The following is a 17,029-nucleotide window of genomic DNA, read 5'->3' as shown; positions in this document are numbered from 1 at the left end:
GCCAACTAATATTCATATAAACATTTGATTAGGAAGCTAAAAAATTTAGTAATAAATCTAGTCCCCCAGATTTATTCGATAAGAGAAAGGAGCAATTAATTAATGAATAGTCCAATTTAAATTCTCCCCACACATTAATAGATTTAACTTAAAAATTGGGGGATACAAAATGAAATTAAATAAAAACTTTTTATTATTACTATTAGGTAATTCTCTCGCTAATATTGGCGATGTATTATATATGATTAGCGTCATAAGTACAATATTCCTATTAACGGGTTCTGCAACTGCATCTTCATTTGTACCATTTACGATTACTACTTCTATGTTTTTATCTAGTATATTAACGCCTTTATTGATTGGGAAAGTCAATCTTAAATGGTTAATGGCTGGCTCGCAAATTGGAAAAACGATTTTGCTTTTTATTTTAGGTTTTATGTTGATCGGAATAACAACATCTAATTATTATTTAATATTCCTAATTATAGGGTTTATTGCTTTCCTTGATGGATGTGCCAATCCTATAAGACAAACAATGATTCCACACTATGTTGAACCTGAACATTTAATTCAAGCTAATGGAATTTCCAATACAGTTACTCAGGTCGTACAAGCATCTATGTGGATTGTAGGAAGTATGTTTCTTATTGTTATGAGCTCTCAACAATTGGTATGGTTGGTCGGTTTATTATTCGTGGTTGCAAGCATCTTACTTTGCTTTTTAGATGATTTAAATCAAAATAGAACCGAACCCAAAGGTAAATTTGAACAGATAAAAGAAGGATGGGTAACTATAATAAACACTCCAGTATTAAAAAGAATCGCTTGGATCGATTTTTTTGAAACTATTGCTGGAACGGTGTGGATTGCTGCCATATTATATGTGTTTGTCAGCGATGGTTTAAATGTTGATGAAAAATGGTGGGGCTTTATTAATGGTGTATTCTTTTTAGGGTTAATCCTAGGGAGTGTCTATTGTATTAAATATGCGAATTTTATTGAAAAGAGATTAGGTACCTTTATTTTTCTTGGTTCACTCCTAAGTTTTGTAGTTACATTATTATTTAGCATAAATAGTATCCCTATCGTTGCATTAATTTTATCCCTCTTTGTAGGGCTTTTCGCACAAATTAAGAGTATACCTCAACAATCGATTATCCAAACTAGTGTTTCAAAAGAACAGTTAACAACGGTTTATACCTCTTTAGGTGCTATCGGAACCGGAATGTTTGGAATTGGTTCTCTTGTTATGGGTCTACTAGCAGATTTTATGGGAATTAGTTTCGTATTTATTATATCAGGGGTTTTGCTTGCAATAGTAAGTGTGATCGTTCATCAAAACAAGCGATTGTTTGTTAGAAATGTGATGAAACAATAAATATATGAATGAAGGTTTTGGTTGCTGCAAAACCTTCATTTTTTAGTTTATTGAATCTTTATCTAAAAGGATAAAGGAATGCTTTATATACCGAATTGAACCGAGCAGAAGGATCTACTTTCTTAGGCAATCTGGAGCTTTAATCGTAGACCATTTTACAAGTTATCTCGAACTAAAGTCTTCCGCAATCGGGCGCGATCCAGGAACAAGGATTAGCGCTCATTTTATTTTAGAGCCACATTCTGAAATACGCGTTAGGTTAGCAAAAAGGTTATTTCAAGACTCATGCAGAATAAACCAATAGTAAAGTTGTATTACTTTAAAGGTGTGGATGAGGATGGATTTTAAAGATCTTACATTAGAAAATGAAAATAATACGAGCAAACTACAGTTAGATATACTTCAAGAAATAAATGAAATTTGCTTATCTTTTAATTTGAGCTTGTGGCTACGAGGTGGATGGGCGATAGATTTTTTATTAGAAAGGATTACACGGTCACATTCAGATATTGACTTAGTTACATGGATCCAACATCGTGAACACGTGGAACAGGCTCTTGTAAAGGCTGGTTATCAAAAAAATGTAGTAAGTGATTTTCAAACTGATTTCTACAAGAACAATATCGATGTGAGTTTTGTATTTGTTATGCTTTCCGATGAGGGAAAAATAGTCGCTAACGGTTTTCCCGACTGGATATGGAGGAAAGATGCCTTAACTAAGGAATTCTATACGGTACATGGTATATCAATAAATGTTCTTAACCCATACCAATTACTTGAGGAGAAAAGAGTTTACGAACAAGGAACAGGAAGAAAACTTCGTCCGAAAGACCATAAAAGTATAGAAATTCTTCAGCAGATTATTGAGAAAAAAGTTAGAAGTTAGATTATTAAACTTTTGTTCAAAAAAATTATAATTAACCTTAGCAATCTAGCGCTTTCCTGGAACAAGGATCAGCGCTCTTTTTATCTTGACCAAGATGAAGAATTGTATATTGTAGTAATTTGAAGCTTATGAAATAATTGGTATTAAGCAATAGGGCAGGATTACAGAATAATTATTAACAACCGATAAACAGGGAACGGCAATATTTAAGTGGTCTCTTACAATAGTGAACTGGCGGTGAAAATTTGGCTAAAATCACAACTTTGGAAACTGAAAGGTTATCAATTAGAGAATTGGAATCTGACGATCTACAAGCAATATATAACATTCGGTCTAACAAGGATATTTTTAAGTACGTAATTTGGGGACCTATTACCTTTGAAAACACTAAGAAAATGTTAGATAGACAAATTGATTTTCAAAAAGAACAAAAAAGAAGAGTATATGTTTTTGCAGTGACATCCTCTAGTAATATAGTAGGTGAATGCTTTTTAGTTATTACAGATCATAATGAAACTGCTGAAATTGGTTACTATTTTGATCCAGAATATTGGGGAAACGGATATGCAGTGGAAACTGTTAATGCTTTATTAGAATTTGGCTTTATGGGTTTGGGTCTACATAGAATATTTGCTAAATGTGACTTTGAGAATATTGGTTCAATAAATGTTTTAACTAAAGCTGGTTTTAGGTTAGAAGGAGAGCTTAAAAAAGAATCCAAAATCAAAGGCGAGTGGAGAGATAGCCTGTTGTTTGCAATACTTGAAGAAGAACTAATGTGAATTACTTTTAAATGGACTTCCTTTTTTCTTCTATAACTATTGAGTTTTTTCTTAAAATAAAAGGTATAACATTCTTCTAAATTCTGGGAGAGATTGTAGCAGGTAGGTCGCTAGTTACATAGATAATGGAAAGAAAAGCGGAAGAAAGTTATTGAATAAAAAGCTCATATTATCTTTAGAGGTGGAATATGAAAATAATAACTTTATGTGGTTCTACAAAATTTAAAAGGCAATTTAGAGAAGCTGAAGCAACATTAACATATCAAGGAAATATTGTTATTAGTCTGGGCTTTTTTGATCAAAGTGAAAAAATAAAATTAACAAACGAACAAGAATTAATGTTAGAGGAAATGCATTATCATAAAATAGATATGTGCGATGAAATATTCGTTATAGATGTCAATGAATATATTGGAAAAAGTACACAAAAAGAAATTGAATATGCTAAAAATAAAGGAAAAGGTATTACTTATTATTCAATGACAAATCTACAACCAATACTTTAAGTTTCATAACCTAAAAATAACTTCAGGATATTAATTAAGCTATCTGGAGCTTTAATCGAAGAACATATACAAGTATCTCGAAATCGAGTATTCGGCAATCGGGCGCTATCCTGTAACAAGGATCAGCGCCAATCTTTTGTTCTTGGGTCATCTAAAAGTTATACGTGAAATTTAATAAATATTGAGATGTAGAGGTAAAAAGATACCCCATGTTTATAGAATAGGAAGGTTGCAAGTCCTGTTATAAACAGCTTAGAAAAAATAATAAGTTTTACTTTTCCTTCCTAAGATGAGAACTTTGTTAACCTTTAAAGTGCTATACTAATAGTAAAGTTTTAACTGTTTTAACTAAAAAATACTTTAGTGAGGGTGATAACTTGGATTGGGATAGATATAAAAGTGATTCATTCTATAGTCAAGTGCTTACTTATTGGTATGATGAATGGAATTCTATTGCTGAAGAAGTAAAAAATGGAATGATTGGTATTAATATTGTAAATATAAGGGTTGTTCTTTTAGACATCATCAATGAGTATGAATTAAACCAATTTGAAAGTGACAATAATAGAAAGGTTTATATCAAATTAATTGACACCTTGATTTCCAAAAAATATATAAGTTTTTTTCGAGAAGAATTACTTATTATAAAAGAAAAGTTAGAGAGAAAAGAAAAAACAGCAGTGTATGTTATTTCTAAAGAATTGTCTATAAAAATATCAAAGCAAAGTTTTGCAAATATTTTATTTGATGAATTATATTCAATATTAGAAATGAAATTATTCCAAAAAAAATATCGATTAAGAGTTATGTAGACGTCAAGTTGAATTTTACACTTTTTGCTCATTTCCTTTTTACATTTCTGCTGAAAAAATGCTCTTCCGATTTTTCATCCGATGACTTTCCTCTTTTTCGTCTCCATGGATGACCTCCACACGATGAAGTAAACGATCTAAAATAGCTGTGGTGATCCCTTGGTCTCCTATTAAATTGCCCCATTCATCTGGACTTTTATTTGATGTCAGGATAATCGAACTTCGTTCGTACAAATGATTAATCAAATGAAAAAATAGGTTCGCTTCTCTCTGATCCATGGCCATATACATTAAATCGTCGATGATTACTAGGTCGGCATTTCTGATTCTTTTTAATTGGACTTTAGATTTGTTCAAGTACTCTTCTGATTTTAAAAGCTGCACAAGTTCACCCATTGTGGCGAAATAAACATTGAACCCTCTATAAACAGCCTCGAGTCCAAGTCCAATTGCGATATATGTTTTTCCAATGCCAGGGGGACCAAGAAGAATTAAATTGTATTGTTGCTCCAGCCAGCTTAATTCACGGAGTTGGGAGAGCTGTCGAGCCGTCAGAACGTTTTGTCCTTTCAGCTCAAACTCATCTAATGACTTCACGAAAGGGAAGCGTGCCCATTTCATTCTTTTTTCAAGGCTTTTCGCTTCACGTTTGGCTAATTCATGTCGGGTAATAGACTCTAAAAACTCCAAGTAGGTCCATGATGCTTTTTCAGCTTCGCGAAGAAGCAGTGGAAGCTCCTCCGCAGTCTCCGCCAATCGTAGCTGACGGAATTGATCTTGTAGTTCATGTACAGTCTTGTTCATCATGCTCTACCTCCTAAAATACTGGTATAAGCATTAAGAGAACGCGTAGATGCTTTGATATGAGAGTGTTTTAACGAATTTGTGTAAAAGGATTGTACCTCTTCAGCCGGTTCAACTTGTAATGTATCGAGATGATGAGCGATATCACGAAAATCATTCGCATTGTAAAGCTTCTCTGTCATGCACTTAGTTAAAACAGAATCAACTAAGGTCGGATACTGCTGGATTACTTTATAGATAATCGCAAACTGATCTCGCTGATACCTTGGGTATCTTTGACTAACCTCATCCAAGTATGCAGCTGCTTTAAGCTGTTCTTCAAAGAGAGAAATGAGGCGTTGCTTAAGTTCCTTAATGCCTTTAGAGCGATCTCGGGTATGGTGACGATTTTGAATAAGTTTTCCCTTTTCCGAGCTGATGACATGCTCGGCAATCACTTCACCATTTGCTTCTCTACGTATGACAAGAGTTTTGTGATCTTCTACCTTCGCTTCAACCCACACAAGGTTCTCACTCATAGTTTGATAAGTCCCGAGTGGGACGGAATAACGGTTTGACTTGTAGCGAATCGTGTTGTCCTTGCTTACACTTCTTGTTATACTTTGATTATTGGTGCTTTCATATGAAAGTAACGAAGAGACTGGCTGTAAGTGTTGCTTTTCGAGGAGAAACACTTCTGCTGGTCTTTTTTTCGTTGTCTGGTGCACCTGGTGGTTACCAGTACGCTTGAGCCATTGTAGTGCACGTTCATTCCAATCTTCAATGTCATTAAATACACGACTGTCTGCAAAATTGCCTTTAATGTATTTCACTACATTTTCAATCATACCTTTAGATTCGGGATCTGCTCTTCTGCACAGGTATATTTTGAATTTACGCTCATTAACATAGCTTTGAAATTCAGCTGTTAAAAGCAGTTGTCCTGCATTTTCACTCACTGAGATTAAATGATCTTGATCGTAGACAATTTCTTCTGTTCGCCCTCCATAAAACTGAAACGCATTTTCGTGACAACGGATCGCATCTCTTGTCGTAAATGGGCGTGCTTGCCATTCCATGTATTTATAACGAGAGTTAGCGAGTACAAAGGCAATAAAGTACAGCTTGGTTTCTTTGTTGTTTACTGTTTTCTGTTTTGTTTCTCCCCAATCTACCTGGAGTTGTTTACCCATAGGCTGTTCAGGAACTGCTTCGTATTGACGGACAATCACCTTTTTCTCAATCTGGTAGACTTCTCGAATACCCCTCACATATGTTCTTACAGTACTTCCACCGACCACGAGGTCGGGGTATCTCTCTAAAAGCCAATCATGGATCTGAGCACTACTTAGATGAGGGTACTCTTCTAGCCAGGCAAGTATCCAGTCCTTATAGTGATCTAGTTTTTTCTTCTTTCCTAAAGGTTGTTCAGTATAAGCTGTAGCCTCATCGAATGTCATTTCTAAATACTTATAGACAGTTGGCCTTGAGACCTTAAGCTCTTTAGCTATTTGTGATACTTTAAACTTTCTTTTATGTAATTCATGAATCTTAATATATAACACTAACTTCTCCTCCAAAATCCTAACCTCCAGTAAAATAACGTCACAAACTATTTTACTAAAGTAATAGGTTGATTGAGCAAAAGTGTAAAATCCTATCAAGCAAAAAGTGTCAACTTTATTCTAGCGTTTACAAGTTAAAGAGTTGACTAAGGAAATAATAGTTGATTTGGTTACCTCTGGTATGAATATTGCAGATGTAAAAAATATTATTTCAGAAGTATTTGAATCATATTTTATCCATGAAGGGAAAATATATATAAGATATAAAGGAATACCTAAAGAATTTGATACTGAGTTAGAAAAGAAAGATTATATAGATAGCTTGAGTATTCAGGATCGATTGGATTTCTTCAGGAAACAAATAATTTCTGTTGAAAAAGAATACATTTTTATTTATCCAATTTGGGGTATGGTTACACTCCCTAAAAGTAATAATATTTTATTATTTGACTGTCATTTGTATAGTCCTGAAGCGGAAAAAATGCTTGGAGAGGATGTTAATTTTGATGAAACATTTGATACAAGCCATATCGAAAAGAAAAGTGAAGAAATTGATTCATCAAATTTAAAAGATAAGTTTCGAAGTAGATGTAATGCCAAGGTCATAGTAACAGCAACTTCTCTAAAATCTGCCTCTAAAATCGCTGAAGCTAAGTTTTTAAATTTATTGAATTCGTTGAATTTCTATTATGCTCATGAATATCACGAATTTTTTTGGGATGGCCAATTTAGAGGAAAAGAAATTGATGAAGAGAATGGCTCTTTCGGAACTTTGTTTGGTTCTAGAGATGATAAACAATTTAGAAGAAATATAAGTAGGAGTAATCCGAAATTTTTAAGTGATAAAAAGTATGATAATATAAAAAAAGTTTCACAAGTGATACAAGAATTAGAAAAGAGAGAATTATATTTTGAAGCAAATACTATACTAGGTGTCTTTGATATAATATCTAAGGCACAATGGCAGAATGAAGAAAGTAAACTTTTAAATTATTGGATTGCTATTGAGAGTTTAGCGAACATATCAAAAAAAGACGCAGAATCTAAATTTATTTTCGTTAAAGAAACTATATCAAATATGTATTTTCTTTGGGAACAATATAGACCTATCAGTAATCTTTTTAGGGTAACGGACATATACAGTCAAAGTTTTTATGAACAAGATGATACGATAAATATACCAGTTGATTTCCTTCAAAGTGTAGGAATATACAATGCCCGTTCTGAAGATTCCGTAGTGTCTTTGAAGCATTTTTATAACAGAATGGAAGAATTAAAAGAATATACTACAAAAGAAAGTTTTCTGGATGAAATTGAGGATACGGTAACTTTTTATAAAGATAACGAAGAGGCTTTAAAGCAACTAAGAGAAAAAAGAAGTGAAGTTAAATTAACAGTTGATTACATTTATAAATGTAGAAATCAAATAGTTCATAATGGTTATGTAGATAAAAACCTTGTTCCATATCTAGTTAATTTTGCAGAAGCTTACGCTGGTTCATTAATGAATAGAATTATAGAAGTATATTCGAACGGACAATATAACCTGCAATATTACTTTATAAAAGAGATGTATGAAGGAAATTTATTAGAAAAACTGCTTTCTGGCAAGAGTCCATATAAAATTAATATCGAAGATTGAGCAATAACATTCTCTTTTTTTAGTCAAGTAACTACTGAGTACCACAAAAGTGATATAGGTATTATTTTAATGCAAAGGCAAAAAAGTATACTTCAACAAACGGCTGCTATCCTAGAACAAGGATCAGCGCTCATTTTTTTATTTTAAGCCAGAAGAGGAGTAATTTTATATTGCGTAGTAGACTTTTACTGCTCAATAAACAACTTCAAATTTGGAAGAATTCAAAAATGTGAATTGAAGAAGGAGTTTAAAATAAAGTCGCACTGTTTTGAAAAGAGTTTAGCCATTTGCAAAAAAGATGAACCGAAATTTCCTATCTCTTTAAACATTGCGAGAACCATTACTATCTTAAAAGTAGTCTTTTAGATTTTAGGAAAAATAAAAAAGACATCAATTCATTTATGAGAGTATAATGATATGTATTAAAATAAGGAGCTAAAAATGGACATATTCGAATTATTTGAAATGTGGGTAAATCATCCAAAAGAAGGAAGTGGTAGAAGTAACTTAGACCATACAGATGAATGTTGGAAAAAGTTATTACAAGATATTCGTAATTGGGAGAACAGTGAAAATAAATATGAAAATGAGGTTGCAAAATATCTACTATATACAGGGAAAATAAGAAGAGTTCATTTAGGCCATGATGAAGTGAATTATAATAATCATTATGTTTCATGGACATCAGCTGAAAAATTAGAAGAAATATATTGGTTCAATCCAAGAAGTGCTCATACAATAATTACAGCAGAAGCAACAAAAGATAATCCGGGGATTAGTGTTAAAGGATTTATAGAAGTTGTGAAACTTGAAATTAAGAATTTCGAATTAAACTCACCGGCTATCAGGGCGGAACAAGAAGTGATTTTTCCTTTACAAGAAAAATCAATATTAAGCATTGAAAAAATAAAAAAATAAAAAAGAGATGGAAAATGACATTAAATACCTATGAACAGAAGGACTTATTGATGTTTTTCATTTTTCAACAATAGGCGAATATGCAAAAGAAAAAACAATTATTTATTTACTGCCAACTTCTAGTATAGAAGTTCCCTTGACTCTTCTTTTTATGATATCAGTTCAGATTGCAAGAAAAGAGTAATAAATTTTTTTAAAAAAAGGTGAGAATCATATGCTGATTCTCATCTCAGAAAGATATGTTTTAATGTCTTTAATTTTTAGTTTTTGGCTTAACACCAATGGGCTTTTGTTTTTAAGATTTCGGAAATTAATCTTTTATGTAACTGGTATTTAAGAGATTCCAAATCTCCACTAAATTACTGAATGCTTTTCTTCGGAGCTTTTTTATTTTTTATCTTTTTTTTATTTGAATAACCCATAATATCACTCTCCTATTTAATTATTACTTCTACATAAAAATCATATTCCCTTCCTAATTTAAATAAAACCAAAAATAATTTTAATTTTTTTCCATATTTTAATTTTTCGGCAATCTTTCCATGGTAAAATTTAATTATAATATAGCAAAAGAATACCATAAAAGAAAAAAACAAGGCGGTAGGCTGATGTCTAGAATAGTTAAATTGGAAATTGCCATTAATGAAATTGCTAGAGCAGTAACTCCAGAAGACACAAAAAATCCATTCTATTTTATTGTAGGGGCAGGGATTTCTTCACCAATCATTCCTACAGCAAACAAAATAATAAAAGATTGTAAAGAATTAACTGACCAAACTTATGAAGAAATAAAAGAGTTAAATGGTTCAGAAGAGTATTCGACTTGGCTACAAAGAGCCCTTCCTCATTCAAAATCAAGAAGGGAATATTTTCGAAAACTTATTGAGAACAAGCCAATTACAAATGCAAATTTTAAATTAGCTCACCTTCTTTCAAAAGGTGGTATTGGAAAAGTTGTAATTACACCTAATTTTGACAATTTTCTTGCTAGAGCATTAACCCTTTTCAATTCAAATCCAATGATCTGCGATCATCCTGGAACAGCTTTTAAAATTGATGCTGAGTTAGATGAAATTCAACTAGTACACATTCATGGTAACTATTTATCTTATGACTGTTGCAACTTAACAGTTGAAATAACAGATAGAACTGCAGCTACACAAATGGCTTCAATGTTAGAACGTATTGGGGGTTCCCGTTCGCCTATAATTGTCGGCTATAGTGGTTGGGAAGACGATATAATAATGACCTATTTAAAAAGGAGATTGAATGAGCCTTCTCTTCCATATAACTTATATTGGTTCTGTTATAATGAAGATAGTATTAGTTCAATGCCTGATTGGTTAAAATCTCATAATAATGTAGTATTTGTTGTTGCGAATGATAGAGTAAAAAACTTAGATGAAGATTTGAAGTCTCCTATTGATTCAAAAAACTTTTTACCTGCTGAGGTGGTCTTTGAGTCTATGATTCAAAAATTACAATTAGCTGAACCTGAAATAACTAAAGATCCATTGAGTTTTTTAGCCAATTTAATTCAAGGTACAGAAGATACTGACGAAAATAATGATGTATTCTTCTTAAGCCATGTCGTACATCGACTAAAAAAACTGCAGTCACTTGAAGTTAGTGTCAATAGTAATAAGGTGGACTATAGTAAAGTTCAAACCCTAAGGAGCTTAGTGGTTAGTTCTCAATATGAAGCATCCTTAAAATTATTAGATAGTTTGCAACTTGATATTAATGAGCTAGAAGAATACCAAAAAGTAGAACTTATTGAAATACTGGTATTATTAATAATGAAATCTAAACCATCAGAAGAAATAATAGTTGCTAGTGATTTGAATTATGATGTATATAAATCCCTTAAAGATAATAAATTTAAAAACAAACTAAGTTTAAAGGTAGCTTCGTGCTTACTAATTAGAGCTGAAACATTAGAAGAATTGGAACGATATGAAGAGACTGTTGAAACATTAAATGGTATTATTGATAGATTTCAACATGAAGATTCATTTAGTTTTAGATTATTATTTTTAGATACTTTAAATTTAAAATCTCAGGTATTGTCAGAAATGGAACTAGTTTATGAAGCAATAGACAGTTTTGAAGAAGGTATATTAAGATATGAAAATGAGACTAGCATTGAATTTGAGGTAAGAGTAGCATTCTTATTAGTTCAAAAAACAAGATTGCTAGAAGTAATAGGTGAAACTAAATTAGCAAAAATAGAAATCAATAGATATCTTCGTAAGTTTAACGATAGCCAAAATGAAGATATTCAAATTGTTACCACCTTAATTTTGAATTTATATACTTTTGCAAGGCTTCATATAAAAGAAGACGAAAAGGTTATTATAGATGCATATAATGAACTTTATAAAGTATACTCAAATTCTAAAAATCCAATGTTTAATACACACTTTATATACACTACTTTTTATATTGGTAGAACATACTATTTAAATAATGAAATTTCAAAAGCTGAAAAGTACTTAGAGATGGTAATAAATAGTGATATCCAACTGGATGTAAATAATGAAGAAAATTTTGGTGATGCTTGTACAATGTTGGGCTTAATACTTTATGGTAAAAAAGAAATTAAAAAAGCTTTTGAGATGTTTGAATTAGGTTACAAAAGCAATAACCCACAGTCAACAGTTAATCTAGGCTATATGCTAAGAAGGAAAGATGTTCTAGATTACGAAGGATATGACATTGAAGCACTCTTTGACATAGGTATAGAAGATAATATTGCAATCGCTTATGTTAATAAAGCATTATATTTAGTTGCTAATAGTTGGAGCTATGATAAATGGGTTAAGGCGGATGAGTTTTTCAAGAGTCTAAATAAATTTGATCCTGATCATCTAGATGGAATTATAAAGTGGTGGCATAAATTAGCTTTAAATGGTGACACAGAAGGTGACTTAGTGTTAGGGTGGCTAGCTCGCCATAATCTACAAACTGATCCTGATGGATTATCAATTAAAGAACGCTTAGATAAAGCGTGTCAAGATAACAACTGGTATGTCCAGAATTTTTTATATGAAAAAGCACCAATAATTAATGCTTAAGTTTGTTTTTTCCAAAATCGAAGTGTGTGACTTTGTAAAGATAAATAGTAGAGTCAGACACTTTTTTTTGGGTATTAAAAACTAACCAGTAAGCTCTATCTAGTGAATTTCGTGTCAATGTGGCATATAGATGGTAGGTAACGAATGGTAAGTTTCTACATTCACCTTGAACAATTTGAGGAGTACAGAGAGTAGTTTAACTTGTATTCTAGGAGTGTCCCTAAAGATGATTCCAAAATTCAATAGGGAGATAACAAAATATTTTTAGTTCATGATCGTGATGAATCTACGAATAATAGGGGCTTGAACCAATAGTATTACACATGCAAGCGGATGAAGGGTAAACTATTATTGAAAAGTTTGAAAATATAGTATCGTTGGCTTTGCGATAATACTATTAACTCCAGATGATATTGGATTTTTAGCTGAAAATAAAGAGAAAAGTGACGAAGAAAAAGATCTTGAGTATAGAGCAAGACAGAATGTTATTTTTGAATTTGGTTATTTTGTTGCTAAGTTAGGTAGAAATAGAGTTTGTTGTTTATTTAAAGAAGGAGTAACACTTCCAAATAATGTTTCAGGTTACATTTATAAGAGAATAAACAATAATGTTGAGGAAGCAGCTTTTTCAAAATTAAAAGACCTTAAAGCTGCTGGGTTTTAAGTTGCATATTAAATAATAAAATAAAAATACGTTTTAGGTCTTAAAATAAGAAAAAAACAGTCTTTTCCTATTTTAAGAGTAATTTATGTTAACCACTCGTAAATTATTCAGACAATGAAAAGCAACAGGTTAAACAATCTGGAGCTTAAGTTGAAGATGCTTTAAGGTGTTTTGTTAGTTGCAATATATTAGTAATCAGTTATTTCATTAAATGAAGCTTTTATGTACTGACCGAAACTTCAATTTAGAATTTGTACCAATAATTTTGATAAGTCTAGAGTAATTCGCATATAATTAAAAAGAAGCCAAAGTGCTACCAACATTTTGACTTAGGATAAAATAATTCTTCAGTAATAGCTATTGTAGGTGTGAACGAGTTACCCCACCCGGCCTTCACTTGCCAATGTTTTTCTTAGACGAGTGGGGTAATTACTTATAAAAAAGATATTGAAGAAATTAGTTTTAATTATTTATGCAGGTTTAGGAATAAATATACAACATTGATTATAATTAATATTATTTAATAATATATACTAAATTAATCAATTTCCTTTATTAAAGCACTTTCTTGTAAACGAGTAAATGGTATTATAGATTTATTAATGATTGTTACTAAATATAATTTAACTACTTTTTTGTAACACCACAACTTTTAAACCAACACAATCTCGCTGTTTAATATAAGCGGCGGGGTTGTGTTTTTTCTATTTAGAAATTTGATTACAACATTAAATGTTCCCCAAATCCATCCTAACCATCATAAGCATTTCCGCATCTCCACACATATTTTCCCCACAACAACATATACTTACACTATGAAAGGCATTACACTACCCTGTGTGATGCCTTTTATTACAAGGACGGACGAAATGGCAGGTGGGACAAGCAAACGGATAACTGTCCCGCACTCCGTGGCCACTTACATAAGTTTTAATAATTTTCAACCAACGCCGGCTATGGTACAATTGCGTCATATCTAACGTTCGGTACGGGGTATAGGATGAGGAGGAGCTTTCATGAATCGCAAAATCGTTACAGTATTGATGGTTGTATCAGTTCTAGTTGGAGCAGCAGGAATGTATGCAGGACTACAATGGTTCGGACATGGTCAGGCTGCGGCAGTACCGTCCGTGCAAAACCCTCTGACGGATAACACGGAGCAGGCGGCACCACAGGAAAAGGCGAAAAATACAAAAGAGCAAATGGAAAAGATTCAACAGGCATATGAAATCATTTTCTCCCGTTATGTGGAAGAAACAGATTCTGAAAAGCTGATTGAAGGTGCCATTCAAGGGATGGTCAATACTTTGGAGGATCCTTACTCCGTGTATATGGATAAAGATACAGCAGAACAATTTACCCAGTCACTCGAATCCTCTTTTGAGGGCATTGGGGCTGAAGTTGGCATGCAAAATGGAAAAGTGACGATCGTTTCACCATTCCGTGGTTCTCCGGCTGAAAAGGCAGGTTTGCAACCGAATGATCAGATCCTTAAGGTGGATGAAGAAGACATAGAAGGCCTGGATTTGTATCAGGCTGTCCTTAAAATCCGTGGTGAAAAAGGAACGGTCGTTACGCTAGAAATTCAGCGCCCGGGTGTACAGGAACCGTTTAATGTTGATGTGACCCGTGATACGATCCCGATTGAAACAGTCTACTCCGAAACGATTGAACAAGATGGTAAAAAAGTGGGCTATATTCAAATCACCTCCTTTTCTCAAGATACAGGCAAGGACTTCCAGGAACAATTGGCAGCTCTTGAGAAAGAAAATATAGAAGGCCTGGTAGTTGATGTTCGTGGAAATCCTGGTGGACTTTTAGATCAGGTACAGATCATTGCGGCTGAGCTTGTCACAAAAGAAAAGCCGTATGTTCAGATCGAACAGCGAAATGGTGAAAAGCAACGCTTCTTCTCCTCCATGACAGAAAAGAAGCCATATGATATTGTGACACTGATTGATAAGGGAAGTGCCTCTGCATCGGAAATCCTTGCAGGAGCCTTAAAAGAGGCAGGGAATTATGATGTGATTGGTGATGCTTCCTTCGGTAAAGGTACTGTTCAGCAAGCCTTGGAGCTTGGTGATGGCAGTAACTTGAAGCTGACTCTTTATAAGTGGTTGACACCTGATGGTAACTGGATTCACAATGACGGTGTGGAGCCGACCATACCTGTCAAACAGCCTGATTACTTCTATGCTAACCCAATCAACATGGAAAAGGATGAAGAGCTGGCCCTTGACACAAACAGCGAAAAAGTGAAAAACGTACAAGTGATGCTAAAAGGCCTTGGTTTTGATCCGGGACGTGACGATGGTTATTTCAGCAAGGAAACAGAGGATGCCGTAAAGTCCTTCCAAGCGGAAAATGATCTATCCACATCCGGTAAAGTCGATAGCCAGACAGCAGAACAGCTGCAAGCACAATTACTTGATGCGGTACGCGCAAAAGAAAATGATGTTCAGCTAAAAGAAGCAATTAAAATATTGCTGAAATAAATGGCTGTTTTCGTAAACTTTGTTGCTTTTTCATATGATTAAATTAACCGTAATATTCCTTATTGTCGTGCTCTTCTCTCTGCTATACTAAAAATACTACATGCTTATTTTAGAGTACGTAAGCTATGCAAAGTCCAATTGGACTTTTCTTGTAAAAAGTCCAATTGCCTACTTTTGACTAGTGAATAGCAATACTCTTTGAGAAAAGAGCCAAATAAATTACCACAGTCAGCTTCCGTTATGGTGGGAGCTGACTTTTTTGTGTTAAAATAAAAGAAAAGTTTGTTTGGTTAGGCGGTGAATGGGTGATGGATTCTTGGGTTTTGGAGTTACTGATAGGAGTGGGACGCCTTTTCATCCACCCTGTCCTTTATGTGACGTTAGCCGTTGCGGTAGTATTGGGATATTTTCGCGTTAAAAGAGAACGCTATGACTTTCATATAAGAGTGGAATACGGACTCACAGAGTTCCAAAAAGCATGCAAAAGCCTTATGGTGGGACTTGCTTTATCAGTTCTCACACTAGGCTTAGGATTCATTCTGCCGTTCGGAACGGTTGTACTTCTAAGCGTGTTTACGATTCTTTTTACACTTTTCATCAAGCCAAGATGGCTTTCGACTGCTTACATATTCGGATTTTCCATGTTGGGTGTCGTTCTATTACCAAAACTGGAAACCGGCATCACCATTATTCAGCGCTTATTTGATTCCTTGGCAGAGACACATCTTCCTACCTTGGCACTGTTGATGGGGATTCTTATGATTGCAGAGGGTTTGTTTGTCTTAAAGCAGGCGCCACTACAAACTTCTCCACAGCTTCAAAAAAGTAAACGGGGATTACCGGTCGGCACACATGTGATCCAGCGCGTATGGATCCTGCCAATATTTCTTTTTGTCCCTATGGGGTCTGGTGGAATTCAAACAAGCTTCGAGTGGTGGCCTGTGCTGCAGATGGGAGAACATACTTTATCCTTGTGGCTCGTCCCGTTCAGCATGGGATATTATCAGCGCCTGAAGTCGAGTCTGCCAATGGACGTCATACCACTTGTCGGCCGTCAGTTACTCTTACTGGGAGTATTCGCGCTAGCAATTAGTGTCGGAAGCTTCTGGTGGGAAAATGCCGCCATCCTTGCAGCGGTCATTGCAGTTGTGGGAAGAGAGTGGTTGAACTACAGAGCCAGAATGCAGGACGACAAGCAACAGCCAATTTTTGTTCAGAGAGATGAGGGCCTTGTCATTCTGGGAGTCATCCCGGAAAGCCCTGCCGAAAAAATGAATCTTCATATTGGCGAAGTCGTCACAAAAGTGAACAATATGCCCGTTAATTCGGTGTCTAGTTTTTACGAAGCACTTCAACAAAACCGTGCCTTCTGCAAGCTACAGGTCGTGGATACCAACGGTGAGGCTCGCTTTGCACAATGTGCATTATATGAAAATGATCATCATGAGTTAGGCCTTTTATTTGTACAGATAGGCAAGAAGTGGAAGCATACAGAAGCGGTATAATTGTAAATTTCCATAA

Annotated in this window: 12 protein-coding genes; 10 read left to right on the top strand and 2 right to left on the bottom strand. The window is 33.9% G+C overall.

The annotated features are described in order from the left end of the window. The first annotated feature begins 169 nt into the window (after positions 1-169). From MKY77_RS22075 to MKY77_RS22055, 5 genes are all read left to right on the top strand, one after another. Complete coding sequence (locus tag MKY77_RS22075) at positions 170-1,378, top strand: MFS transporter (RefSeq protein WP_339147826.1); 1,209 nt, start codon at positions 170-172, stop codon at positions 1,376-1,378. 337 nt (positions 1,379-1,715) lie between these two features. After that, on the top strand, positions 1,716-2,264 hold the full coding sequence (locus MKY77_RS22070; RefSeq protein WP_339147825.1) for a hypothetical protein: 549 nt from the start codon (positions 1,716-1,718) through the stop codon (positions 2,262-2,264). 245 nt (positions 2,265-2,509) lie between these two features. Next, on the top strand, positions 2,510-3,046 hold the full coding sequence (locus tag MKY77_RS22065) for a GNAT family protein (protein WP_339147824.1): 537 nt from the start codon (positions 2,510-2,512) through the stop codon (positions 3,044-3,046). A 188-nt stretch (positions 3,047-3,234) separates the two neighbouring features. Beyond that, positions 3,235-3,552: a DUF4406 domain-containing protein gene (locus MKY77_RS22060; RefSeq protein ID WP_339147823.1), complete on the top strand. Its 318-nt coding sequence runs from the start codon at positions 3,235-3,237 to the stop codon at positions 3,550-3,552. Positions 3,553-3,929: 377 nt separating this feature from the next. Then, positions 3,930-4,364 (top strand): hypothetical protein, encoded by a 435-nt coding sequence (locus MKY77_RS22055; RefSeq protein ID WP_342515475.1) that lies wholly within the window; start codon positions 3,930-3,932, stop codon positions 4,362-4,364. A gap of 39 nt (positions 4,365-4,403) precedes the next feature. On the opposite strand, the gene istB is transcribed toward MKY77_RS22055, so the two are convergent. Continuing rightward, a complete protein-coding gene (istB, locus tag MKY77_RS22050; protein ID WP_339149857.1) occupies positions 4,404-5,168 on the bottom strand; it encodes an IS21-like element IS643 family helper ATPase IstB in 765 nt (254 codons plus the stop codon). Next, entirely contained in the window at positions 5,168-6,712 is a 1,545-nt protein-coding gene (istA, locus tag MKY77_RS22045) for an IS21 family transposase (protein ID WP_339149856.1), read from the bottom strand. The genes istB and istA overlap by 1 nt, the downstream gene beginning before the upstream one ends. A 142-nt stretch (positions 6,713-6,854) precedes the next feature. Between istA and MKY77_RS22040 the strand changes: the two genes are divergently transcribed. The 5 genes from MKY77_RS22040 (at position 6,855) to MKY77_RS22020 (ending at position 17,013) form a co-directional block, all read left to right on the top strand. Continuing rightward, on the top strand, positions 6,855-8,354 hold the full coding sequence (locus tag MKY77_RS22040) for a hypothetical protein (RefSeq protein ID WP_342515474.1): 1,500 nt from the start codon (positions 6,855-6,857) through the stop codon (positions 8,352-8,354). Positions 8,355-8,795: 441 nt separating this feature from the next. Continuing rightward, complete coding sequence (locus MKY77_RS22035; RefSeq protein ID WP_339147821.1) at positions 8,796-9,272, top strand: hypothetical protein; 477 nt, start codon at positions 8,796-8,798, stop codon at positions 9,270-9,272. 608 nt (positions 9,273-9,880) lie between these two features. Next, positions 9,881-12,349: an SIR2 family protein gene (locus MKY77_RS22030; protein ID WP_339147820.1), complete on the top strand. Its 2,469-nt coding sequence runs from the start codon at positions 9,881-9,883 to the stop codon at positions 12,347-12,349. Positions 12,350-14,029: 1,680 nt separating this feature from the next. Continuing rightward, a complete protein-coding gene (locus tag MKY77_RS22025) occupies positions 14,030-15,508 on the top strand; it encodes a S41 family peptidase (RefSeq protein WP_339147819.1) in 1,479 nt (492 codons plus the stop codon). Positions 15,509-15,816: 308 nt separating this feature from the next. Beyond that, a complete protein-coding gene (locus MKY77_RS22020) occupies positions 15,817-17,013 on the top strand; it encodes a PDZ domain-containing protein (RefSeq protein WP_339149892.1) in 1,197 nt (398 codons plus the stop codon). The last annotated feature ends 16 nt before the right edge of the window (positions 17,014-17,029 follow it).

The organism is Sutcliffiella sp. FSL R7-0096 (assembly GCF_038595065.1).
Taxonomy (GTDB): domain Bacteria; phylum Bacillota; class Bacilli; order Bacillales; family Bacillaceae_I; genus Sutcliffiella_A.
Note: the sequence above shows the minus strand (reverse complement) of the source record. Positions and strands in the feature narration are given on the sequence as shown.

What these genes read in the sequence shown, in the direction of transcription:
- MKY77_RS22025 (WP_339147819.1), top strand. Translation starts at nt 14,030, where the DNA reads ATGAATCGCAAAATCGTTACAGTATTGATGGTTGTATCAGTTCTAGTT.
- MKY77_RS22020 (WP_339149892.1), top strand. Translation starts at nt 15,817, where the DNA reads ATGGATTCTTGGGTTTTGGAGTTACTGATAGGAGTGGGACGCCTTTTC.
- istB (WP_339149857.1), bottom strand. Translation starts at nt 5,168, where the DNA reads ATGAACAAGACTGTACATGAACTACAAGATCAATTCCGTCAGCTACGA.
- MKY77_RS22075 (WP_339147826.1), top strand. Translation starts at nt 170, where the DNA reads ATGAAATTAAATAAAAACTTTTTATTATTACTATTAGGTAATTCTCTC.
- MKY77_RS22030 (WP_339147820.1), top strand. Translation starts at nt 9,881, where the DNA reads ATGTCTAGAATAGTTAAATTGGAAATTGCCATTAATGAAATTGCTAGA.
- MKY77_RS22070 (WP_339147825.1), top strand. Translation starts at nt 1,716, where the DNA reads ATGGATTTTAAAGATCTTACATTAGAAAATGAAAATAATACGAGCAAA.
- MKY77_RS22060 (WP_339147823.1), top strand. Translation starts at nt 3,235, where the DNA reads ATGAAAATAATAACTTTATGTGGTTCTACAAAATTTAAAAGGCAATTT.
- MKY77_RS22035 (WP_339147821.1), top strand. Translation starts at nt 8,796, where the DNA reads ATGGACATATTCGAATTATTTGAAATGTGGGTAAATCATCCAAAAGAA.